The organism is Paenibacillus sp. JJ-223 (genome assembly GCF_927798175.1).
GTDB classification, from domain to species: domain Bacteria; phylum Bacillota; class Bacilli; order Paenibacillales; family Paenibacillaceae; genus Paenibacillus; species Paenibacillus hubeiensis.
In genome coordinates this window covers 68,765-91,322 of sequence record NZ_CAKMMP010000008.1, presented here as the reverse complement: position 1 = coordinate 91,322, position 22,558 = coordinate 68,765, and the positions used below count along the sequence as shown (strand labels likewise).

The following is a 22,558-nucleotide window of genomic DNA, read 5'->3' as shown; positions in this document are numbered from 1 at the left end:
CATAACAAACGTTTGCTGAAAAGGACGGTGCTTTGCATGGAATTCAACAACCCTACACGTGAAGAGATCGGACACATTTTGCGCAATGCAGGCAACATCGCGATTGTCGGTCTGTCGGACAAACCGGACCGGACTTCCTACTTGGTTGCGGAAGCACTGCAGAGCAGAGGTTACCGGATCATTCCGGTCAATCCGCAGGCAAGTGGTGGCGAGATTCTTGGTGAAAAGGTGTATGCCTCTCTGGCGGATATTCCGGAGCCCGTTGACATCGTGGACGTTTTCCGCCGCGCCGAGTTTTGCGCCGACGTTGCCCGCGAAGCAGCTGCCATCCATGCCAATGTGCTTTGGCTGCAGCTCGGAATCCATAGTGACGAAGCCGTGCAGATTGCAGCCGACAACGGCATGACGGCTGTTACGAATCGTTGCATCAAAGTGGAAGATTACGCACTGCGGAGCGCCGGAAGAGGTTAAGGCCTTTTCATGTTGAAGGCAGCCCTGTGACTTGTGCCCTGCGAATAACAGGTTCATAAACCGCTTGTCGAAACCCCGTTGACCCCCCAAGGTTGGCGGGGTTTCGCATCCGTAAGGTGGCGTTGCGAAACCTTCCAGACCAAGGAAATGACCGGTTAGGCAGGAGAGGAATTTTTGCTTCGGGTAAGCGTTGAAGTGAGTGCCGATGCCAAAGGCAAACCGCACGAGGATACGGCCTTTTTGACATGTGTCGCAAGGGATGTTTTAATTTTTGGCACGCACTCGTTTTGTTTTGACAAAACGTTCCGTAAAGCTTACCATCAAGGATAGAAAGGAGAGGACGCCATGAATTGGCTCGGGTCCTTGCAGCAGCTCGGAAGGGCAGTCATGCTGCCCACAATGGTTTTGCCCGCCGCAGCGATTCTGCTCAGCGTTGGCAGTTTGCCCTGGGATGCCTGGGGACTAAACGTTGTTGGCGAGATTTCTACCGTGGCTGGACGCGGTATTTTTTATTTTTTGCCCTACATGTTTGCCGTCGGCGTAGCGCTTGGCCTCTCCAATCAAGCCGGACAGGCGGGGCTTGCCGCGCTTGCGGGCATCGTGATTTACGATCAGGTCATTCGTCATTTCGGGGACGGGACGGTTCAGCCTGCTTCATTAATCGGAATCATCCTTGGCGCGCTCGCCGGGGTTACGCATAATCGGTTTAAAAGCATTAAACTGCCCGAGATTTTGCAATTTTTCGGCGGTTCCAGGTTTGTTTTGCTGATCGTGGGGCTGTGCTCGGCCTTGTTTTCCTGTTTTATGCTGTGGATTGCTCCCATTCTTCAAAACGGGCTTAATGTGATCGCTTCGTGGGAGTACAGTCTGGGCGGGTTCGGGCTGTTCATTTACGGGGTGCTCTACAGGGTGCTCGTGGCGTTTGGGCTGCACCATCTGCTCAATAACGTGTTCTGGTTCCAGCTCGGCACCTATCAGACACCTGATGGCCATATCGTTCAGGGGGATTTGCCGCGTTTTTTTGCGGGTGATCCGACCGCCGGATATTTCATGGCAGGACTGTTCCCGATCATGATGTTTGCGATTCCCGCGATCGCGTTTGCCATCATTCAGGAAGCAAGGGAAGATCTCAAGCCCAAGATCAAAAAGACGTTTTTGACGTCTGCGTTAGTGTGTTTCCTGACAGGGGTATCGGAGCAGATCGAATTTGCATTTCTGTTTGCGGCACCTTATCTGTTTATTGTGCATGCCGTAATGTCGGGAATCGCCATGTGGATGGGATACTGGCTGGACATACGCCACGGGTTTTCCTATTCGGCGGGTATCATCGATTACATCATCAATTTCCATCTGTCCGAAAATGCCTGGAAGCTGATTCCGCTCGGCATTCTTTACGGATTGGTGTATTATTTTCTGTTTCGCTGGGCTATTCGCACGTTCAAAATTCCAACGCCCGGCCGCGAGGAAGGCTCCGTGCTGGAAGATTGGGTGGGCAACATTCCTTACCAGGCTCCCCTTGTGCTGGAAGCATTGGGAGGCAAGGAGAACATCGTGCAGGTGGAGGCATGCATCACCCGGTTGAGGCTGACGGTTCACAATGACAGGCTTATCGATACGGGAGCGATGAAGAGTTTGGGCTCCGCGGGCCTGATCAAGCTGGGCGGCGGCAATGTGCAAGTGGTGTTTGGTACATATTCGGAGCTGATCCGGGAAGAGATCGCAAAGCTGCTTGAGCGGGATTTGCAGCAGGTGCTGTTCTGCGCCCCGGTTCAAGGCAAAATGCTGCCGATCGAAGAAGTGCCGGATCAGATCTTTGCGGCCAAACTGGTGGGTGACGGCGTTGCATTTGTACCTGAAAAAGGGGAATTGGTTTCCCCTGTGTACGGGACGATCATGCATCTCTATCCGACCATGCACGCACTCGGCATTTCGACCCGGGAAGGTTTGGAAGTATTGCTGCATATCGGCATCGACACTTCGCAATTGAAAGGCTGTTTTGAAGCGCTTGTGCAGGAAGGGGACACGGTGGAGCCGGGGCAGCTGCTCATCCGTTTCGATCTCGCGAAGCTGCGGACCGAAGCGGCGTCCTTAACGACACCGATGGTGATCACCAATCCGGATCGCGTCAAGTCCTGGAGCTTTGCTCCGTTCAAGCATGTCAAGAAAGGTCAGGCATCCGTTATGTCCGTGGTGCTCTATGACAGGAACGTTGGAGGGGTAGAATGAAGATAGAAGGCATCAATGGCGCTGCAGGGATAGCGATCGGCAAAGCATTTGTCCTGCCCAGCTGGGAGTGGGACCTGCCGGATCAGAAGATGGACTCGGTAGACCTTGCCCAGGAATTCGAACGACTGTATGAGGGAATACGGACATCGAAGGACGAGATCGAAAACATCAAAAACGAGTTCAAGGAAGTAGTCGGTCCGGAGGAATCGAGCATCTTCGATGCCCATTTGGCCATCCTTGAAGACCCGGTGTTCATGAACGAAATCCGCGGGATCATCGAACGTCAGTACAAGGCGGCCGAAGTGGCGGTCAAAGAAGCGATCGACCATTTCGTCACCATGTTCGATCTGTTGGATGACGAATACATGAAGGAACGGGCCATCGATATCAAGGACGTCGGCAATCGGCTCCTGAAGCATCTGCTGGGAGCGCCCGAAATTACGCTTCCTTCGGATACCCAGCCGTACATTTTGGTGGCGAAGGAGCTGTCGCCTTCCCAATTGGCGCATCTGAATCCAACCTACGTGCTGGGCATCGTGACCTTGATTGGCGGCAAAACGTCTCACTCGGCCATCATGGCCCGCGCACTGGGCATACCGCTCGTTTCCGGACTGGAAGCGAACCTTGGCATGCCGGTGGAGACCGGAGACCTGCTGATTGTCGATGGCGATAACGGCTTGGTGTTTACGGAGCCTGACCGCAAAACGGTGGAAAGGTATACGGTGCTCCGCGCCCAGCAGCAAAAGAAAAAAGAGCAATTGCAAGTGCTTGCCACGGTGGACGCCGTTACGAAGGACGGAGAAACGCTGCACCTGGCATCCAATATCAGCTCCGTGAAAGAACTGGAGCTTGCGCTGAAGCACGGAGCCAAGGGGGTCGGACTGTTTCGGACCGAGTTTCTGTACATGGACCGGGCGACGTTCCCTGGCGAGCAGGAGCAATATGAGGTGTATCGGCTTGTTGCGGAAAAAACCGCAGGCCAATCTGTCGTCATCCGAACGCTGGACATCGGCGGAGACAAGCAGTTGGACTATTTTGAATTGCCTGAAGAAGATAATCCATTCCTCGGATATCGTGCCATTCGCATAAGCCTGGACCGTAGAGACCTGTTCAAAACGCAGCTTACGGCCATTTTGCGTGCCAGCGCTGCCGGCAACGTCAAGGTCATGTATCCGATGATCTCTTCCGTGGAAGAACTCAGACAAGCCAATGCGATTTTGCGCGAAGCGATGCATGATCTGGATGAGCGCGGATTGCCTTACGATCCGCATATTCAGGTCGGCATCATGATCGAGGTGCCGGCCGCCGTCATGATTGCCGACTTGCTGGCAGAGGAAGCGGACTTTTTCAGCATCGGCACGAACGACCTGGTACAGTATGTCCTCGCCGTTGACCGCATGAACGAACAGATTGCCCACATGTACCATCCGTATCATCCTGCGGTGCTGCGGATGCTGCGCACAACGGCGGAAGCGGCGCACCGTGCGGGAATCGGAATCAGCGTCTGCGGCGAAATGGCGGGAGACGAGCGGTCCATACCGCTCTGGCTGGAGCTTGGCATTTTCAATTTGAGCATGTCGCCCCAGTCTCTCCTGCGGGTCAAACACCGGGCCCTGAACACGACGGCTAGCACAGCGAAAGAAACGGCGAGAGCATGTTTCGGCCTTCGCACTAGCGAAGAGATCGAGGAGAGACTGCAAGCCTTCAATAACGCCAATTGCAGTCCTGACGAACAAAACGATTCGAATGCATCGTAAAAACGACGAGCACCCAACCCGATTTAGCCAAACCGGGTTGGGTGCTCGTTCATTTATTGGCCGCCATCCATAAAACGCCTTTTAACGGGCAAAAGGAGCGGTCCGGCCTGTTTGGCATATGCGTTTTCAGACGGTCAACCAAGTTGCGATGTCATTATTGGTTATTCGCGAGCGCATCGCAGAACGCTTTGCCATAGGGAGGCAGGTCGGGAGGACGGCGGGCCGAGATGATATGGCCATCTACGACTACCGCCTCATCCTTCCAGATCGCTCCGGCATTTTCCATGTCGTCCCGAATGCCTGGCGTAGAGGTTACCGTAACGCCTTCCAAAATTTTGGCTGAGATCAGTACCCAGCCCGCATGGCAGATTTGACCGATGGGTTTGCGGTCGGCATGCATTTCGCGGACCAGCTCAAGCACCTTCGGATATCGGCGCAGCTTGTCCGGCGCCCATCCCCCGGGAACGAGAATGCCGTCATATTGCGAGCTTTCCAGTTCGTCGAAGCTGTATTCGGCCTCGGCTGGAACGCCGTATTTTCCAATGTAGGTTTTTCCTTTTTTTTCGCCGGCCAGATGCACTTCCGCACCTTCCTCACGAACCCGATGGACCGGGTACCATAGCTCCAAATCCTCGAATTCTTCATCGACAAGGGCGATAACTTTCTTACCGGTTAATCTCATGATCATCTCTCCTTTATTGAACGTGTTCACCATCGCGATTTATTGTAACAAATTTTGTGGACGGCTTCACGGTCAGCATTTTCGTCGGTACAACGATTCGTGTCGATGTATGCTTTCCTCATAAGGTACCATCTTCTGGGGATGGTGGTAATTTGTTTAATTTGTGGTTTTGGGCAGGATTTGCGCCGAAAAAGGTCGAATGAACTATTCATGAGCAAAGAACGAATGAGGTGATGGATGTGCGCAAATCATGCAAGTGCGGACATGTAATGGAATTGGAAATGAGAACGGTAGTATATGCCAAAAAGGTGGAAATTCGCAACGTGCCTGTATTCGCATGCACGGATTGCGTTACATACGAGGTTCTTCAGCCGGTAAAGCCGGACCTTAAGGAATGTATCAGCAAATTGGGAGATCATCCCGTGCAGCAAGACGTATCTTTCGGTAAACAGAACGAACTCGCCGACCTTTTTCACGAAATGCTTCAGTCGTGGCCGGACGCGTCGGATCGGGAGATGGAAGAGCGCATGCAGCAAGCCGTTCAGGAACGCATCAACCTGCTCCTGGATATATTGAACTATGCCCAAAAATCCGGTGACGAGGAATGGATTCAAATGACACAGCGCAGGCTGGGACAATTGTCCGGCTTTGCATGGAGAAGTTATTTCTCGAATGCTGTTTGATTTTGACGCGTTTCATGCTTGTTTTCATGAAAATTGGCTTTTTCCTGCACTTTTTGTTAAGATATCGTAGAGTGAAAACGCTCAACATATTGGTATTCCTGATAAAGGGGGATGTATATCCAATGGCTTACATGACCAAAATGACAAGTGTTGAACAGCTTAACTCCGCACTGGGAGCTACGAATAATCAACCATTGCTTCTGTTTAAGCATAGTACTCGTTGCCCAATCAGTTCAAGAGCTTATCAGGAGATGGACCATTATCTGCAGAACCAGCCGAACGAAAATGTGGACTATGGCATCGTCTATGTTGTGGAAGATCGCCCTGTTTCCAATGAAACGGAGGCAATACTCGGGGTTAAACATGAGTCGCCGCAGGCCATTCTTGTGCAGAATGGGAAAGCGGTATGGCATACCTCCCATTCAAACATTACTTCGACTGCGCTTACAAGTGTATTAAACGGCTATTGAAGCCTATTTTAATTGATTAATGCAATAATTTGTCGTAATATAAATCTTAATGAAAATGGTATGAAAATTTACTGGTAATGGAGAGAAGTGCTGTGACGGTAACCATTTATGATGTAGCACGTGAAGCTGGCGTATCCATGGCGACAGTATCACGGGTTGTCAACAATAACCCTAATGTTAAACCTCAAACCCGCAAAAAAGTCTATGAAGCAATCGAACGCCTGGGATATCGTCCTAATGCTGTAGCCAGAGGTCTGGCGAGCAAAAAGACAACAACCGTCGGCGTTGTGATCCCTGATATTTCCAACTCCATCTTTGCCGAGATTGCCCGCGGTATCGAGGATATCGCGAATATGTATCACTACAATATCATTTTGTGTAATGCGGACAAAAAGAAGGAAAAGGAAATTCGCGTTATCAACACGCTGCTTGAGAAACAGGTGGACGGTCTGCTCTTCATGGGCGGAACCGTGACGGACGAGCATATCCAGGCGTTCCAGTCTGCCGCCGTGCCGATCGTGCTTTGCGCCACAAGTGACGAGAAGGGGGCATATCCTTCCGTAGACATCGACCATGAGGCGGCTGCATTCGATGCGGTGAATACGCTGATTCGCCATGGTCACAAGGAAATTGCCATGATCAGCGGCACGCTGCAAGACCCGGCCAACGGTTATGCCCGTTTCCAAGGCTACAAGAAGGCGCTTGAAGCTGCAGGTATGGAGTACCAGGAGGATCTCGTACGTATCGGAAATTACCGCTATGAGTCCGGCGTGGAAGCCATGAAGTACTTCCTGGGCTTGAAGAAGAGACCAACTGCGATCTTTGCCGCGACGGATGAAATGGCGATTGGTGCCATCCACAGCATTCAGGATGAAGGCTTGAAAGTACCGGATGATTTCTCGATCATTAGCGTGGACAACATCCGTATGGCCTCCATGGTTCGTCCTCAGCTGACAACGGTGGCCCAACCGATGTACGACCTGGGTGCCGTGGCGATGCGTCTTTTGACCAAGCTGATGAAGAAGGAAAACGTAGAAAATCCACGCGTGATTTTGCCGCATGAAACGATTTTGCGTTTGTCTGTCAGCCACGCTGGCTAAACGGGACGGCAAAGGGATGTCGCGTCTGGCGGACGCCGCCCGGATTAAGATGAAAGGGAAGATTTATTCCCTCTCTACATAGTATACAGGCGAAGCTCCGGAAACGGAGCTTTTGTGCTTGACAAGAAGTAGATACGTCCGAATCTCAAGACGAGGCTTGGATCAAATGGAGGCAGGACAGGATGCGCGAAACCATCGGAATAATCGGTGCGATGAATGAAGAAGTGGAGCTTTTGCTGGCAGGCATGAAACGATCGGAGACCGTCAAACAGACCGGGCTTACGTATGTCGCAGGCGAGTGGCTGGGGAAACAGATTGTAGTGTGCAAGTCAGGCGTAGGCAAGGTCAATGCCGCCGTGACCACGCAAATTTTGATTGACCGGTTCCAGGTAGACAAAATTATATTTACAGGTGTGGCCGGAGCGGTGCATCCCGAGTTGAATATCGGCGATATCGTCATTTCTTCCGTATGCGTCCAGCATGACATGGATGTAACCGCGCTTGGGTTCGAACGCGGCGTCATCCCTTATCAGGAGACGTCGGCTTTTCCGGCCGATGAGACATTGATTGCGCTGGCGGAACAGGCATGCCTTGCACAAGGGGCACATTATCGGATCGGCAAAGTGTTGTCAGGCGACCAATTCATCGCCAGCAAGGAGACGGTAGGCAGGTTATATGCCGAAATGGATGGCGCCTGTGCCGAGATGGAAGGGGCTGCGGTTGCTCAGGTGTGTTTCATGAATCGTGTGCCGTTTGTGGTGCTGCGCGGCATGTCCGATAAGGCTGACGGTTCGGCCCATGTCAATTTTGCGGAGTTTACCGTACATTCGTCGCAACGTTCTCACCGTATTGTGGAACACATGCTCACCAATATGTAAGCGAAAGCAAATAAAATCGTAAATGCGCCCTTGATGGGAGCGAATTGTTGTAAAAAACCGCTATGACTGCATCCATGTGTCTTTCAAATGAAACATGGTTGAAAGGATAGCGGTTTTTGCATCAATACATAAACCGGTGGCGGAAACGAACGCGATCGAACTGCTGCTCGGATTCGAGAGGCACCTTATTTCCGATACGCACCATCAGGCAATTGGCCGGATGCGAACATATTTCGGGATCGTCGGTAGCGTACCAGGTCATGTCGACGGTCTGCATCAAACGCTCCATCATTTTCCGATAATCCCACACGGACAGACCGCTGCCTTTCAAATCCCAATGCCAGTAATATTCAGTCGTAAACACGATGTATCTTTCCATCTGGCCGCCCGCAAAAGCCGTAAGCAGCATTTCTTTCCCGATGCCCAGCGAGCGGTACCGATCCGCTACCTCAATAGCTCCCAATTCAATCAGATCGGCCATGCTGCCTTCAGACCAACGCTCACACTCATCGGCGTAGTGAAACGTAATATAACCCACGATCGTTTCGCGTTCACGAGCGATGATGATGCGCCCTTCGGGCAAACCTGCAATCTCCATCAACGCTTCCTGCTGCTCGGCAGGGCGCCGGAACGCATCCAGATCCGGATGAAAAGACAACGCTGCGATCCTGTCAGGAGGCAAAGGGCCTTCCACGGTAATATGGAAACCGGACTTGAAGATGGAACGCATGTGGTATTCTTTCAAATGCTCCATGGTTCATGCTCCTCTCCTCCCTACTTATAGCAAAAAATCAAAAAAATGAAAAGCCATAGACGGTCCCGGAAGCAATTTGATATAATTGCCTTGACATAAAACGTTCACAATTGGAATACAGAATGAAGCTGCACCGATTTTGGCTACCTGACAGGGTACATGCAGAGAGTTGCTCTCTAAATAATGTAAGCGCTAACTGTAAGTTCAGTCAACACCAAGGCAAAGCGAAACACCTTTTTGAAGGAATCGAAATGTCGAGTTGAGGAGGCTGGCAAGCATGAGTCAAGCACATGGTGAGATGCTGCAAACGGTTGTGTCCGAATCCAATCTGGGTGATTACGAGGAAGCTCGAAGCCGCTTCGATTGGGAATCGGTTGAGAAACATTTTACGTGGTATACCAGCGGAAAAGTAAACATTGCGCATGAGGCGGTCGACCGTCACGTGCTCGAAGGCAGAGGCGGCAGAACCGCATTGTTGTACAGCGATGCCACAAGAGAAGAGGCATACACGTTTGCCGATCTAAGCGAGCAATCGAACCGCTTCGGGAACGTTCTGCGAAAATACGGCATTGCCAAGGGAGACAGGGTTTTTATATTCATGCCCCGCAGTCCTGAACTCTACTTCAGCCTGCTCGGCATTCTGAAGGCAGGCGCCGTAGTGGGCCCGCTGTTTGAAGCGTTCATGGAGACGGCGGTCAAGGATCGCCTTGAAGACAGCGGCGCGGTTGCGATTGTGACGACGCCGGAGCTGCTCGGTCGGATCAAACGTTCCGAATTGCCTGAGCTCAAGTATGTATTCGTTGTTGGCGGCGGAGCGCAGACCGAAGAAGGGCTCGTTGATTATGATGCCGAGATGTCGTCCGCTTCGGACGAGATGGAAGTGGAATGGCTGACTCGCGAGGACGGGCTATTGATTCACTATACCTCAGGTTCCACCGGTAAACCCAAAGGGGTCTATCACGTTCAAAATGCCATGATTCAGCATTATTACACCGGTAAAGTGGTATTGGACCTGCGCGACGGCGATGTGTACTGGTGCACGGCTGATCCGGGGTGGGTCACAGGCACTTCTTACGGTATCTTCGCTCCGTGGCTGAACGGGGTAACCAATGTCATTCGCGGGGGCCGTTTCAGTCCGCAGGATTGGTACAGCACCATTGAGAAACGCAAAGTAAGCGTATGGTACAGTGCGCCGACTGCATTCCGTATGCTGATGGGAGCGGGAGAGGACGAAATAAAGCGGCATGATCTCAGCAGCCTGCGCCATGTGCTGTCCGTAGGAGAACCGCTTAACCCTGAAGTGGTTCGTTGGGGATGGAACGTGTACGGGCAGCGCATCCATGATACGTGGTGGATGACGGAAACCGGTGCACAGCTGATATGCAACTATCCGGGCATGCCGATCAAACCGGGATCCATGGGACGGCCTTTGCCAGGGGTAGAGGCGGCAATCATCAACGATCAAGGCGAGGTACTCCCTCCGTATAGCATGGGGAATTTGGCCATCCGCACCCCTTGGCCATCCATGATGGCGAAGATATGGAACAATCCTGCCAAATACGAGGAATATTTCCGTTTGCCTGGATGGTATGTCTCAGGGGACTCCGCGTATATGGATGAAGACGGGTACTTCTGGTTTCAGGGGCGGATTGACGACGTCATTAATTCCTCGGGAGAGCGCATCGGTCCCTTCGAGGTCGAGAGCAAGCTGGTGGAGCATCCGGCTGTTGCCGAGGCGGGGGTTATTGGCAAACCCGACGTCATGCGAGGGGAGATCATTAAAGCTTTTGTGGCATTGCGTGAAGGCTATGAAGCTACTCCTGAGCTTAAAGAGGAGATTTACCGCTTTGTGAAAGAAGGGTTATCCGCCCACGCTGCTCCACGCGAAATTGAGTTCAAGGATAAACTGCCGAAGACCCGTTCCGGCAAAATCATGCGGCGTGTGTTGAAGGCATGGGAGCTGGATCTTCCGGCTGGCGATCTATCCACGATTGAGGATTAGAGCAGCAGGGTTCGCTCGTCTCTTGAATGAAAGCATAAGAAATAAGCCTGTTCTGGATCACACCAGAGCAGGCTTATTTTTATGACATATAAGACATATAAGCCTCGCCTCCAATCAAAGGAGGCGGGGCTTAACGTTTTAATGCGTTCAGGTTTCGATCAAGGCTGCAAAGAAACGGCTGCCGAAGGGCTGGATTCACCCGCATCGTTAGTCGCAGAGACCTTGAACCAACCTCCGGTTCCTTTGGCTACGCCGAAATCAAGCGATGTGCCCGAAGTGGTTCCGATTTGGTTAAACGGTGCTGATCCGGTTTCGCTGTAATATACCGTGTAGCTTTTGACCCCATCCGTCTCCGGGTTCGGAGACCATTGAATGCGAATGCCTTGGGGAAGGGCGGAAACGCCGACCTGGCCAGGCGTGCCAGGAGGCGTTGGCGCGGCCGGTTTCTCCCCTGTATTCGTTGGATCAATGACAGTACCCGGAACCTCGATCGGTTCATTATTTTCTACGTCCGGTTCGGCTGCATTGACTGCAGTGCTGACGATGGCACTCGGTGCAGACTCTTTGCCTGCTACATCGACGGCAGTGACATAGTAAGCAAAATTACCGTTTGTCGAAACGCTAAACGATCTGGATTCTCCTGTCAGGACGACTTTGCCTTGATTCTGGAATCCTCCGCCATTGGCGGATCGATACAAACGATAGCCTACGACGTCGTTCTCAGGCGTTGCGCTGAATGTGATGACCGACCCGGAAAGCCTTACATTGGATGGCGCATCAGGTGCCTTGCCGTTGTCCGTACGCGGATCGATCTTGGTAGGCATATCACTGCCGGCATCTTCAGGCAAATAGTATGCGAGCGATTCGTGACGACTCATGCGAGAAAACGCATTTTGCAGTTCTTTAATCAACTCGGAAATCGGCTTTTTCCGTTTGATGACCGTTTTTACTTTGAGCATATCCGAAGGCGTTCCGTCCCGCGGAATGTAATTCACGCCATTGTAAGTGATATATGTTGCCCGCCCAACGCCGTCATCGCTCTCTTTCGGCACGTATTTGCTGTTGAATATATCCGTCACAAATTTGTCCGTTAGAGAAGTAGGCAGCTTGCCGCTGTAAGCCGATACGGTTTTGCTAACGATCCCGTCGGGTTTTTTGAACGAATCCGTCACGAATAAGTCCTTTTGAGAAGAAACCAACTCATTCATGATCTGGGTCCATAGCTGCTGCGCCCGTTTGCGTTGGGATTTGGTCTCAAGCGTATTCACAGGCTGCTTGTATCCAACCCATACACCCAAGGTGACGTCTGGCGTGTATCCTTCAAACCATACGTCTGCGTAACTTTGAGTGGATCCTGTTTTACCGACAATAGGAACGCTCTTGGTATATTTGTAATTGGAACGAACTTTGTCGGCCGTCCCTTCCGTAATGACTGTCCGCAGCATGTCGGTCATCAAGTATGCCGTTTGCTCGGAAAAAGCCTGAACGGGATTGGCTTCGTGTTTGTAAACAATGTTGCCTTTGGAATCTACAATTTTGCTGATCATGTACGCATCGTTATAGACGCCATTGTTGGCAATTGCGCCATAGGCATTGGTCAGTTCTTCGACGGTTACGCCATACTGAAGGCCGCCAAGAACACCGGTCTGCGCTTGGTAATCGCTTTTCTGGATGGTCGTGATGCCGAGCTTTTTCGAAAAAGCCCAAGCTTTATCGATTCCGACTTCTTCATTAAACAGCTTGAGTGCAGGGATGTTCAATGAATAATTCAATGCCCTGCGGGCTGTAACGAGTCCCTGATAGCGATTGTTGGCGTTTTTCGGAATATGGTATCCGGCACCGCCGTTCTTCAGGATGATCGGAGCATCGTCGATAATGGAAGCCGGCTGAACGAGACCTGCCTCCATGGCCGGCAAATATGCTGCGATCGGTTTCATCGTCGAACCTGGCTGACGTACCATTTGGGTGGCATAGTTCATCTGTTCGTCTTGGAAGCTGCGTCCTTCGATCATGCCGAGAATGGCCCCGGTTTTGTGATCGATCAGCATGGCCGCTGTTTGTTCTTTGCCTTTGGTAGGATCTTCGGCAGAGAAGTTGCTATCATCCTCGGCGATCGACCTCATCGTTTTGTACACATTTTTGTTGATGGTCGTATAGATGCGATATCCGCCAGTGCGCAATTGCTGCTGTGCTTCCTCCAACAATGTGCTGTTGTCCTTATCCGCGGTATTTCCATCCGTGTCCTTGCCGGTTGAGTTATTCGTTTTGTCTTTTTCCGTATTCAGATCCATGAGGATCTGCGCAGCCTGCCGCTCCGTTTCCATCATAAGGTAAGGATAAGTGTTGTAAGCTTTTACGGTTTTTGGTGCAAGCGAACTTTTGATATCGAAAGCAAGGGCTTCATCGTATTCCGACGTATTGATTTTGCCGAGTTCAAGCATGCGGCGCAGCACGAGGTGCTGACGATTGATTGCGCGCTCGAAGTTTTCCTCTACAAAATCGCCTTTTCCGTTAAAGGCAGAGTAAGAAGAGGGTAACTGCGGCAAACCTGCGAGATAAGCGGCTTGTGCCGTATTCAGTTTCTCCAAATCATTGATGTTGAACAATCCTTTTGCGGCCGCTTTGATCCCGTAGACGTTATAGCCGCTAGACCCGTTACCGAAAGGAACCTTATTCAGATACGCGGTCATGATTTGGTTTTTGGTCATAAAGCGTTCAAGCCGCAGAGAGAGCAGAATTTCTTTGACTTTGCGGTCCTCGGTTCGGTCCAAATTGAGGAATACACGCCGGGCCAGCTGTTGGGTCAGGGTGCTTCCGCCGGTTTGAACGGATTCGTTCAAAACCTTCTGTTTCACTGCGCGCAGCGTTCCGCTCATGTCTACGCCGCTATGTTCGTAAAAATGATTGTCTTCAATGGCAATGACGGCGTCGATGACCTTTTGCGGAATCTGGTCAAAGGTGACCGGGCGCCGATCTTCTTCGGTTCGCAACTGGCCGATCGGGCTTCCATCGGCGAAGTAAGCAAAGCCTGTAATGGAGTTTTCGCTGACTTTTTGCTCGATCAGGGCTCTTGAACGAACGGGTTCATCTTTAACGATGGAACTGACGTACCCCATCAAGGCACCGCCAACGAATAGCACGCCCATGAATCCCAGGATAACCATCCATTTGACAACGCTGCCGAGTTTGCGGATAAAGCTCCGCTTGCGGACAGGCTGCTCGTCGGGCTTGTTTTTATTTGCATCAACCATTCAGTGTCTTCCTCCTTTTAACGACACTTATTATAGCATAAAAAGGAGGCTTTGCATGCGTGAGAAATACAAGCAATCGACGAAAATTGCCAATTTCTTGGGGGAATGACTGAATAAGTTGTCATCGAGACGAAGTCGTTCGATTAGTATATGTAAGTTGTGGGGGAATATAGGCTTAGCATGGAAGCAAAAAAACAGCTGCCGAGAAATTTCTCAGGCAGCTGTTTGGGGTAAAGCAGGATTGAAAAACAACGATTAACGGTTGTAGAACTCGACGATTTGTTTTTCGTCGATGTCTTGGGAAAGTTCCGCGCGTTCTGGCAGGCGGATGTATTTTCCTTCAACAGCTGTGTCGTTGAATTCCAGGTATGCCGGAAGATGCGTACGGTTTTCCAGAGCTTCCTTCACGGAAGACAAACCGCGGCTTCTTTCACGCAGGCCGATTACGTCGCCAGTGCTTACTTGGTAAGAAGCGATGTCGACTTTTTTGCCGTTTACAGTAACGTGACCGTGGGATACCAACTGACGTGCACCTGCACGGGAGTTAGCGAATCCAAGGCGGTATACCAGGTTGTCAAGGCGGCTCTCGAGCAAGAACATGAAGTTTTCACCCGCGATTCCTTGCATTTTTTGCGCTCTAGCAAACAGAGTGCGGAATTGTTTTTCGCCCAGGCCGTACATGTGGCGAAGTTTTTGTTTTTCTTGCAACTGCATACCGTAGTTGCTCATTTTTCTGCGTTGGTTAGGACCGTGCTGACCCGGAGGGAAAGGACGTTTCAATTCTTTGCCAGTTCCGCTCAGGGAAATGCCGAGACGACGGCTCAATTTAAATTTAGGACCAGTGTAACGTGCCATGTGTAAAGTAGCTCCTTTTTAATTAAAATTCAATAGTTAGGGCTCTGTTTGCGCTTCGTTTTGTTGTTGCGGGCAAGCCTCGCAAGCATCAATCAGGAAAGTTCAGCCGCTGTCCTGAAAGCAACAAAACAAATGAGGGTGACACAACCGGTAATGCCCAAATTTAAAGACCCATTAGCAGTCTTCATCAACAATATATTCTACAGTTTGGATAAAAGGAAGTCAAGAGCAAGGTGAAGATAGAAAAACGTCTAATTTTGTCGATAGGTCATTGGGCCTAAAAAAATGGGACGATTTTATGGAATATGGATGCAAAAACCCTTTAAAGAGAGTAGAATAAAGTGTATCTTAACTTTAAAGGATTGCGTAAAACAAACGTTATCCCATACCTTTTGCAGATTTGCGATAGGATCTGCAGATTCATGCATCTTCAGATGCAAAAACGGTGCAAAGGAGCGCCTGACATGTTGGAACATCTAGGAAGGTTGCCAGAGAGCGTCAATTCGCCTAACTCGACCGAAACGTTATTTTCCAAAAAATCACATGAAGAGCATACGCTCTGGATGCAGCATATGGACATCACACCTTTTGACTTCTGCTATCTTGACATGTTGCTGCAACAAGCCTTTGCCGATTGGCAGGTACAGCGTTTAACGGACTTTGGCCGTTCGCAAACGAAGTATTCTGTCTGGAATGCCGAAGGCATATGCGTCGCTCCAATTGAACAGGAGAGTATCGGGGCTGTCGTGCAATTGGTTTCGGAATGTCTGGATTCCGGACAGCCGCGAATCGCTCGAAACTTGGGCGCTCATGGCCAATATGCGATGCTTGCAGAGCCGTTGTACTCGAGAATCAATCAAGACTTGTTTGCTGTCTTCACGGCCTTGATTCACGAACCTGATCGATATGAAACGTCTGAAGCTGTAGTTCGATCTGAGGCGGCGCACTTTCGTACTTGCTTCTACCGAAGATTTGAATACATATTTATGACGGATCTGTTGAAAGCCCATGAACAAACGGCACGCGAGGAACATCGCAGATCAATTCTGTTTCAGATCATTCAACGGTTGAATGACAAGATGAATGCGGATGCGATTTTGGACAAGGTGTTTGAAAGCATCGATTACTTGTACCCGGCCACCCGGATGAATTTGTACATGTCGCAGGATCAGAAAAGCCCCCATTCCCGGATCAAGCCGTTATTGGTTCGCGAACGAGGAAATGATATTTGCGTGCGCTCCTTTAAAGAGGGGAAGATGATCGTACTCCGTTCAGAACAACCGGGAAATCGCATTGCCGAGGTGGCTTTTCCTCTTAAGGGAAACCAGGGAGTATATGGGGTATTCCACATGGAAATGAACGAGGAAACGATCGAGGAGTCCGATCTGCAGCTGGTGTCCATGATGGCTGACACAACGGGAACGGCATTTGAAAATGCCAAATTGCATGAACAGTCGAACATGCTCGTTCAGGAGCTGCGCCTGATGAATGACCTGACACAGCGATTGAACAAAAGTTTGCAGCTCATGGAAATATTCGATTTTTCGGTCCAGGAGCTGTTAGCCATTTTTCAAGCCGAATGGTGCTGCATCCTGCAGTTAAAGGAGGATACGGACCAATTTGAGGTCATGTCTTCGAATATACCCGATTTCGCCCATAAAACGTTTCCTCTGGATTATGGATTTGCCGGATTGCTGCGCCAAACCGAGGAACCGATCATTCTTTCCAACTATGCCGAGTACGGGCAATTGACTTCCGTGTTTATGGAGGTTACCCATTCGCTTTCGCTCATGGCTGCGCCTGTAAGAGTGAATGGTGTGGTGAAAAGCTTTATTTTGCTGTCCCACCGGCGCGAGCATTATTTTTCGTATGACAACTATCGGCTGCTTCAAATGTTGTCCATTCATATCGGACTGGCCCTTTCGAACGCTACGCTTCACGCCGAAGTGCGGCGGCTTGCCAATCTGGACATGTTGACGGGGTTATACGTCAGGCATTATCTGGATAATATCATTCATGAACGTCAGGCTCACGAATTTTGCGGTTCTTTGATCGTGGTGGACATTGACCAATTCAAGCAGGTGAACGACACATTTGGGCACCAAACCGGAGACCAGGTGCTGAAGCAGGTCAGTGATATCGTGACAAGTTCGGCTCGCCCCGAGGATGTATGCGCAAGGTGGGGGGGCGAGGAGCTGGCCATTTACATGCCGCAAGTCGGAATACATCAGGCTCGGCATTATGCGGAAACCATCCGTAGAAGAGTGGCGGAAGAAACAAGACCGCTTGTGACAGTGTCCAGCGGGATTGCCGAGTGGAATTGCATGGATGATAAGGTGACCGTGGAATCGTTGTTTTACCGCGCAGACATGGCCCTGTATGAAGCAAAAAACGGGGGACGCAATCGCATCGTGCTCGAAAAACAGGAGATCAACCGATAAAAAGAGGACATTCCGTTGTGCGGGATGGTCCTCTTTTTGCGATGGATGGGGGCATCCCTCTTACAATACTGACAAAGTATAAGGCGAATCCCACGGGGCAGGCTATGAAGAACGTTTGCCCGAAAGGTGGAATTCGAGATGTGGATGTGGATAAGACGTCATATGCCGACTGCATTTTTGCTGATCGTCTTGGCGTTATGTATGGGTGGTTGCGGAATGTTCCAGAAGGAGCAAACTCCTGAGGAAGTATTTTCGCGTGCGGTTTCCGGCATTGCCGGAAAGGAAAGGTTGGTTTTTGAAGGAGAGGCCGGATTACGAAGGGAGAACAGCGCCCGGTTCGAGAATCAGTTCAAATTTGAAGGCAAGCTGGAAGACCATGATCGCCTGACGCTGCAGACGAGAGTGCCCGGAACGATTGCGGCTGCCGGTAAGGAATCCGGCATTGCGCCTCTGGATGGAAAGCCTCTCAATGGGAAGAAGGGAGGGTTTAGCGCTTCTTTTGCGCGAAAGGGTGGAAAATGGCAGGCATTATCCGCTGAGCATGAACCGCTGCGCGGATCTTTATCCCGTTTCAATCCGATTGCCCAATTGGAGAACATTGATCGCATGAACAAAACCATCCATTCGGAATATGGATCAGGCCGTCGCACGCGGATTTTGCGGATTGAACTGGCCCCGAAAGACGCGAAGGCCTGGGCCGTCGCCCAACTGAACGGCGAGATGGAAGCCATACGGGCGGAGTACCTGCATAAAGCGGCTGCAAGCGGGGGGAAGAATCGTCCAGCAATGGAGAAAGAATTGGACAAGGTTTGGAAACAAGGAGAGGACAGGTTGATGCAGATGATGCAAAATGCTGAGGTGCAGACCGTTTATCATCTTACCGTAGACCGGAGAAGCAGTTTGCCGCTGCGATTATCGTCCGAAAGCAAGGTAAGTCTTGAGGAAGACGGCGTCAAGAAAAGTCAGGAAGCGCTTGTGACGGACGTTAACTTCAAGTCCTATAACTAAGAAGCTGCAAGGAATTAGAGGTAATTTATTTCGTCGCAGTTCTGGGAGGCCGAAAACGGGAATTGAGCACTGCCTGCTGACGGGAACGCTGTAGCGTGCTACAATAGTTAACGTAATTTACCGTTGTTCAATTTAAAGAATGGCGGATGACAGGAGGATGTTACGACATGAAGGACCCAAGGATTCAGAAACTCGCAGCAAACCTCGTCGGCTACTCGGTAGACGTGCAGCCTGGGGAGAACGTGCTCGTTGAGATGATCGGAACGGAACGCGATTTGATGAACGCCATCATTGAAGAGGTAGGCAAAAAAGGCGGAAACGTCTTTGTGCAGTTGACCGATCGAACGGTGCAGCGCGCCATGCTCAAAAACGCCACCGAAGACATGATGAAAACGTGGGCGGAAATCGACCTGAACCGGATGAAGCAGATGGATTGCTACATCGGCATTCGCGCCGGGGAAAACGTAAACGACCTGTCCGATGTGCCGGAAGACAAAATGAAGATGTACAATGCGCTGTATTCCCACCCGGTACATAGCGAACAACGCGTCAAACATACCAAATGGGTAGTGCTGCGTTATCCGAATGCAAGCATGGCTCAGCTTGCAAACACAAGCACGGAAGCCTTCGAAGATTTTTACTTCGACGTCTGCAATCTGGATTACGCCAAAATGGACAAAGCGCAAGATGCTCTCGCGGATCTCATGAACCGTACGGACAAAGTCCGCATTACCGGACCTGGCACGGACTTGAGCTTCTCCATCAAAAACATTGGCGCGGTGAAATGCTCCGGCCAAAAAAACATTCCGGATGGCGAGGTTTACAGCGCGCCTGTGCGCGATTCCGTCAACGGTACAATCAGCTACAATGCGGCCACGCTGTACAACGGCATTACGTTTGAAAACATCAAATTCACCTTCAAAGACGGGAAAATCGTTGAAGCGACGAGCAATGATACGAAACGTTTGAACGAAATCCTCGACTCCGACGAAGGCGCGCGCCACATCGGCGAGTTCGCGATCGGATTCAACCCATACATCCTGCATCCGATGAAGGACATCCTGTTCGACGAAAAAATTGCGGGCAGCCTGCACTTCACCCCAGGGCAAGCCTATGAGGAAACCGATAACGGCAACCGTTCGTCGATCCACTGGGATCTCGTATTGATCCAACGTCCGGATTACGGCGGTGGCGAAATTTATTTTGACGATGTATTGATTCGCAAAGACGGCATTTTCGTTGTCCCTGAGCTTGAATGCCTTAATCCAGATCAATTGAAGTAATCCTTGCCATTTTGCTGTTGCTAGGAAAGCGGATTCACGGTATCATGAAGGGGTAATTCATAGATGATACCATTTAGTGAAAAGACGGAGGGATTCCTATGTCGAGTAATAACGCTGCGGTAGTGGAAATTGCTCAAACAGCAGGCAAGTTTACATCTTCAATCGTATTGCATTCGGACAACAAGTATATCGACGTCAAAAGCATTCTGGGTTTGTTCACAACGTTGGTGAGCACGCACAGCTATGAGCTGCACGTTCATGGCCCGGATGAGGATGAAGCCAAAAAAGCGATGGCGGAAGTGTTTGCCAAGCACGGCCTCAATGTAACGATCGCGTCCGAGTAATGGTTCGGGAAGCATCTCTGCCTAACGTGGCGGAGGTGCTTCTTTGCGTTGTTCCCGAGACGTATTGATCTCTCCGATTTCCATAAATACGCCTATAGGGTATTATTTCATCGAACTGGACTCGGATTAGGTGGTTATTTTGGTCAAGTTCTTGTATTAGCTTCTGATTTCGTCTAATATTAGGGGTAGAACGTCTTTACGCGATTTTTGGGACATAGGGGGGGAAATGCATGACTTCATCTGATCTGCAGGAACAGCTGAATATGAAAGCGATCAGTCTTCTTCAAGAAGATGCAGATAAAATACAGAAGCTTATTGAAGTACAGATGGAGAATCTGGCTACCCGCTACTGCCCTCTCTACGAGGAAGTACTGGATACACAGATGTATGGGTTCTCCAAGGAAGTGGATTTTGCTGTTCGCGCAGGGCTTCTCCCGGAAAGTTCGGGTAAGCAGATGGTCAGTGCCCTTGAGCGGAATCTGGCTATTTTATATGAGGCTTTGAACAAGAAGAATGAGCAATAGCCTGCCTTCGCGCGGGTCCGAATAGAAGGCATGCAGCGGCTATGCATGCTTTTTTTGTGTGCGGATTCCGGGAGAATCGGCAGACCGCTGCCAAAGCAAAGAGGAGCTGTCTCATAGGTCAAAACAGAATGACCAGGGACAGCTCCTCTTTGTTGTGTTAATGGACTAGACAAGAAAGAACGATACACCGAGAATGGCATAGACAACCAGCAGCAGCAAGCCTTCGTACCAGTTGGTCGAGCCGTCCTGCGTGATGGATTTTGCGATAAATACGGACACCCCGATGGCGACCAACTCAATCGTTGTAAATACGATATCCATCGTGTCCCCGATAAAGTAGCTGACAAAGATAAGCACGGGTGCCACGAACAGGGCAATTTGCAGGCTGCTGCCCACCGCGATTTCCACGGCGGCACCAATCTTGTTTTTCATGGCAAGCATGACGGCCGCGCTATGTTCGGCTGCATTGCCGATAATGGCCACAAGGAAGGCACCCACAAAGAGCTCGCTCAATCCGAATTGTTCCGTAAACACCTCAAGCGTGCCGACAAGCCATTCGCTGACAAAAGCAACCATGACGGTAGCGAGCACAAGGTACAGGATAGATCTGCTTTTGGACCATACCGGCGCATGTTCATGCGGCAGCTCCTCGTCTTCGTCTTCCGTCACATCGGCAAGATACGTTTTGTGCGTCACCATGGAGAACAAGAGCCAGGCAATGTAAGCCAGAATGAGCAAGCCTGCCACGACCAGGCTAAGTGTGTCGGTATCCTTTTGCGTAATGGAATGGGTGTTCAGAAAGACGGCGGGAATAAACAGCGCGATGATAGCCACAATCATCAGTGAACCGTTAAGGCCTGCCAGTGAAACGTTATAATTTTGGATTTTGAACTTGAGGCCGCCGGCAAAGATGCTTAATCCAAGCACGAGCAACAGGTTTCCGATGATGGAGCCTGTCAGGCTGGCCTTGACCATGTCGAACAATCCCTCTTTAACGAGAAATATGGCGATGATCAGCTCGGCCGCGTTGCCAAAGGTGGCATTCAAAAATCCGCCCAGCCGTTGTCCGGCATAATGTGCAACGGATTCGGTAGCCTTGCCCAGAAATCCGGCAACGAAAATGACCGAAAGGGCCGAGACTACAAATTGCAGGACCGGATTCCAGTTCGCGTAATGTGCAATGGCGCTGAGTACGAAGGTTACGATCAGCAAGGTTGATGAAATCCGTTTTTTCACAAGCTAACACCTCGGCATTATGTATTTATTTCAATTTGAAATGGAAAAGCATATGAGAATATTTTTATAACTCAATATACCCAAATCATCCTGGATTGTAAACGCCGCAAATGACTTTCATTTGCTTTTTGGTATGGAAACCGGATAAAATACGAGTAACGAAGTGAAGGAGGATGTGGCATGGCAGAACAACTTCAACTGGATGGCGGAAATATCCGGATTGCGGATGACGTCGTGGCGAAAATTGCCGGAATGGCTGCGCTCGAGACGCCCGGAATTGCCGCAATGTCTGGAGGATTGTCGGAGGGCTGGGCCAAGCGCCTCAGCGGTAAAAACGTACAGAAAGGCGTGGGCGTTGAGGTCGGCCAGCTGGAAGCAGCCATTGATCTGCGCATCATCGTCCTGTACGAGACCCCGATTCATGAAGTATCCCGCATGCTTCAGCAAAACGTAAGGGAAGCGGTTGAAAGCATGACCGGATTGCGTGTTGTTGAAGTCAACGTCAAGGTCGAAGGCGTTTCTTTCAAAGGTGACGACGTATAATCATCCATATGCGGTAAGAAAAAAGACTTCACATCCCAAGGGATGTGAAG

19 protein-coding genes are annotated in these 22,558 nt (G+C 50.5%); 14 read left to right on the top strand and 5 right to left on the bottom strand.

Annotated features, from left to right (window positions below):
- The first annotated feature begins 36 nt into the window (after positions 1-36).
- From L6H98_RS15560 to ptsP, 3 genes are all read left to right on the top strand, one after another.
- On the top strand, positions 37-471 hold the full coding sequence (locus tag L6H98_RS15560; protein ID WP_236416503.1) for a CoA-binding protein: 435 nt from the start codon (positions 37-39) through the stop codon (positions 469-471).
- 345 nt (positions 472-816) lie between these two features.
- Positions 817-2,697, top strand: coding sequence for a glucose PTS transporter subunit IIA (locus tag L6H98_RS15555; protein WP_236416502.1), 1,881 nt, complete (start codon positions 817-819; stop codon positions 2,695-2,697).
- Positions 2,694-4,454, top strand: coding sequence for a phosphoenolpyruvate--protein phosphotransferase (ptsP, locus tag L6H98_RS15550; protein ID WP_236416500.1), 1,761 nt, complete (start codon positions 2,694-2,696; stop codon positions 4,452-4,454). The genes L6H98_RS15555 and ptsP overlap by 4 nt, the downstream gene beginning before the upstream one ends.
- A gap of 154 nt (positions 4,455-4,608) precedes the next feature.
- On the opposite strand, the gene L6H98_RS15545 is transcribed toward ptsP, so the two are convergent.
- The gene (locus tag L6H98_RS15545; protein ID WP_236416498.1) at positions 4,609-5,136 is read right to left on the bottom strand and encodes a type 1 glutamine amidotransferase domain-containing protein; all 528 of its coding nucleotides are present in this window, start codon (positions 5,134-5,136) and stop codon (positions 4,609-4,611) included.
- 281 nt (positions 5,137-5,417) lie between these two features.
- Here L6H98_RS15545 and L6H98_RS15540 point away from each other — a divergent pair, with 281 nt between their 5' ends.
- The 4 genes from L6H98_RS15540 to L6H98_RS15525 all read left to right on the top strand — a co-directional run bounded on the left by L6H98_RS15540 (position 5,418) and on the right by L6H98_RS15525 (position 8,267).
- On the top strand, positions 5,418-5,819 hold the full coding sequence (locus tag L6H98_RS15540; protein ID WP_236416495.1) for a hypothetical protein: 402 nt from the start codon (positions 5,418-5,420) through the stop codon (positions 5,817-5,819).
- A gap of 122 nt (positions 5,820-5,941) precedes the next feature.
- Positions 5,942-6,289: a bacillithiol system redox-active protein YtxJ gene (gene ytxJ / locus L6H98_RS15535; protein WP_236416493.1), complete on the top strand. Its 348-nt coding sequence runs from the start codon at positions 5,942-5,944 to the stop codon at positions 6,287-6,289.
- 92 nt (positions 6,290-6,381) lie between these two features.
- Positions 6,382-7,389 carry a catabolite control protein A gene (ccpA, locus tag L6H98_RS15530; RefSeq protein WP_236416492.1) on the top strand — a complete coding sequence of 336 codons (1,008 nt, stop codon included), beginning with the start codon at positions 6,382-6,384 and terminating at the stop codon, positions 7,387-7,389.
- A gap of 182 nt (positions 7,390-7,571) precedes the next feature.
- Positions 7,572-8,267 (top strand): 5'-methylthioadenosine/adenosylhomocysteine nucleosidase, encoded by a 696-nt coding sequence (locus L6H98_RS15525; protein ID WP_236416489.1) that lies wholly within the window; start codon positions 7,572-7,574, stop codon positions 8,265-8,267.
- A 121-nt stretch (positions 8,268-8,388) separates the two neighbouring features.
- Here the strand turns inward: L6H98_RS15525 and L6H98_RS15520 are convergent, their stop codons facing one another.
- Positions 8,389-9,021, bottom strand: a complete 633-nt coding sequence (locus L6H98_RS15520) for a GNAT family N-acetyltransferase (protein ID WP_236416486.1) — start codon at positions 9,019-9,021, stop codon at positions 8,389-8,391.
- 277 nt (positions 9,022-9,298) lie between these two features.
- Between L6H98_RS15520 and acsA the strand changes: the two genes are divergently transcribed.
- Positions 9,299-11,023, top strand: coding sequence for an acetate--CoA ligase (gene acsA, locus L6H98_RS15515; protein ID WP_236416482.1), 1,725 nt, complete (start codon positions 9,299-9,301; stop codon positions 11,021-11,023).
- 158 nt (positions 11,024-11,181) lie between these two features.
- Here acsA and L6H98_RS15510 read toward each other — a convergent pair whose 3' ends face one another.
- Both L6H98_RS15510 and rpsD read right to left on the bottom strand, forming a co-directional pair.
- The gene (locus tag L6H98_RS15510) at positions 11,182-14,274 is read right to left on the bottom strand and encodes a penicillin-binding protein 1A (RefSeq protein ID WP_236416479.1); all 3,093 of its coding nucleotides are present in this window, start codon (positions 14,272-14,274) and stop codon (positions 11,182-11,184) included.
- A gap of 255 nt (positions 14,275-14,529) precedes the next feature.
- Positions 14,530-15,129, bottom strand: a complete 600-nt coding sequence (gene rpsD / locus L6H98_RS15505; protein ID WP_236416476.1) for a 30S ribosomal protein S4 — start codon at positions 15,127-15,129, stop codon at positions 14,530-14,532.
- Positions 15,130-15,593: 464 nt separating this feature from the next.
- Between rpsD and L6H98_RS15500 the strand changes: the two genes are divergently transcribed.
- The 5 genes from L6H98_RS15500 (at position 15,594) to L6H98_RS15480 (ending at position 20,729) form a co-directional block, all read left to right on the top strand.
- Positions 15,594-17,570, top strand: coding sequence for a GGDEF domain-containing protein (locus L6H98_RS15500; protein WP_236416474.1), 1,977 nt, complete (start codon positions 15,594-15,596; stop codon positions 17,568-17,570).
- Positions 17,571-17,708: 138 nt separating this feature from the next.
- Positions 17,709-18,578 carry a hypothetical protein gene (locus tag L6H98_RS15495; RefSeq protein ID WP_236416472.1) on the top strand — a complete coding sequence of 290 codons (870 nt, stop codon included), beginning with the start codon at positions 17,709-17,711 and terminating at the stop codon, positions 18,576-18,578.
- 167 nt (positions 18,579-18,745) lie between these two features.
- Positions 18,746-19,861: an aminopeptidase gene (locus tag L6H98_RS15490; protein WP_236416471.1), complete on the top strand. Its 1,116-nt coding sequence runs from the start codon at positions 18,746-18,748 to the stop codon at positions 19,859-19,861.
- Between the two features lie 98 nt (positions 19,862-19,959).
- On the top strand, positions 19,960-20,205 hold the full coding sequence (locus L6H98_RS15485; protein WP_236416469.1) for an HPr family phosphocarrier protein: 246 nt from the start codon (positions 19,960-19,962) through the stop codon (positions 20,203-20,205).
- 230 nt (positions 20,206-20,435) lie between these two features.
- Positions 20,436-20,729, top strand: coding sequence for a YlaN family protein (locus L6H98_RS15480; RefSeq protein ID WP_236416467.1), 294 nt, complete (start codon positions 20,436-20,438; stop codon positions 20,727-20,729).
- Between the two features lie 165 nt (positions 20,730-20,894).
- Here L6H98_RS15480 and cax read toward each other — a convergent pair whose 3' ends face one another.
- Entirely contained in the window at positions 20,895-21,965 is a 1,071-nt protein-coding gene (cax, locus tag L6H98_RS15475; protein ID WP_236416465.1) for a calcium/proton exchanger, read from the bottom strand.
- Between the two features lie 180 nt (positions 21,966-22,145).
- Here cax and L6H98_RS15470 point away from each other — a divergent pair, with 180 nt between their 5' ends.
- Positions 22,146-22,508, top strand: coding sequence for an Asp23/Gls24 family envelope stress response protein (locus L6H98_RS15470; RefSeq protein WP_236416464.1), 363 nt, complete (start codon positions 22,146-22,148; stop codon positions 22,506-22,508).
- Positions 22,509-22,558: the final 50 nt, after the last annotated feature.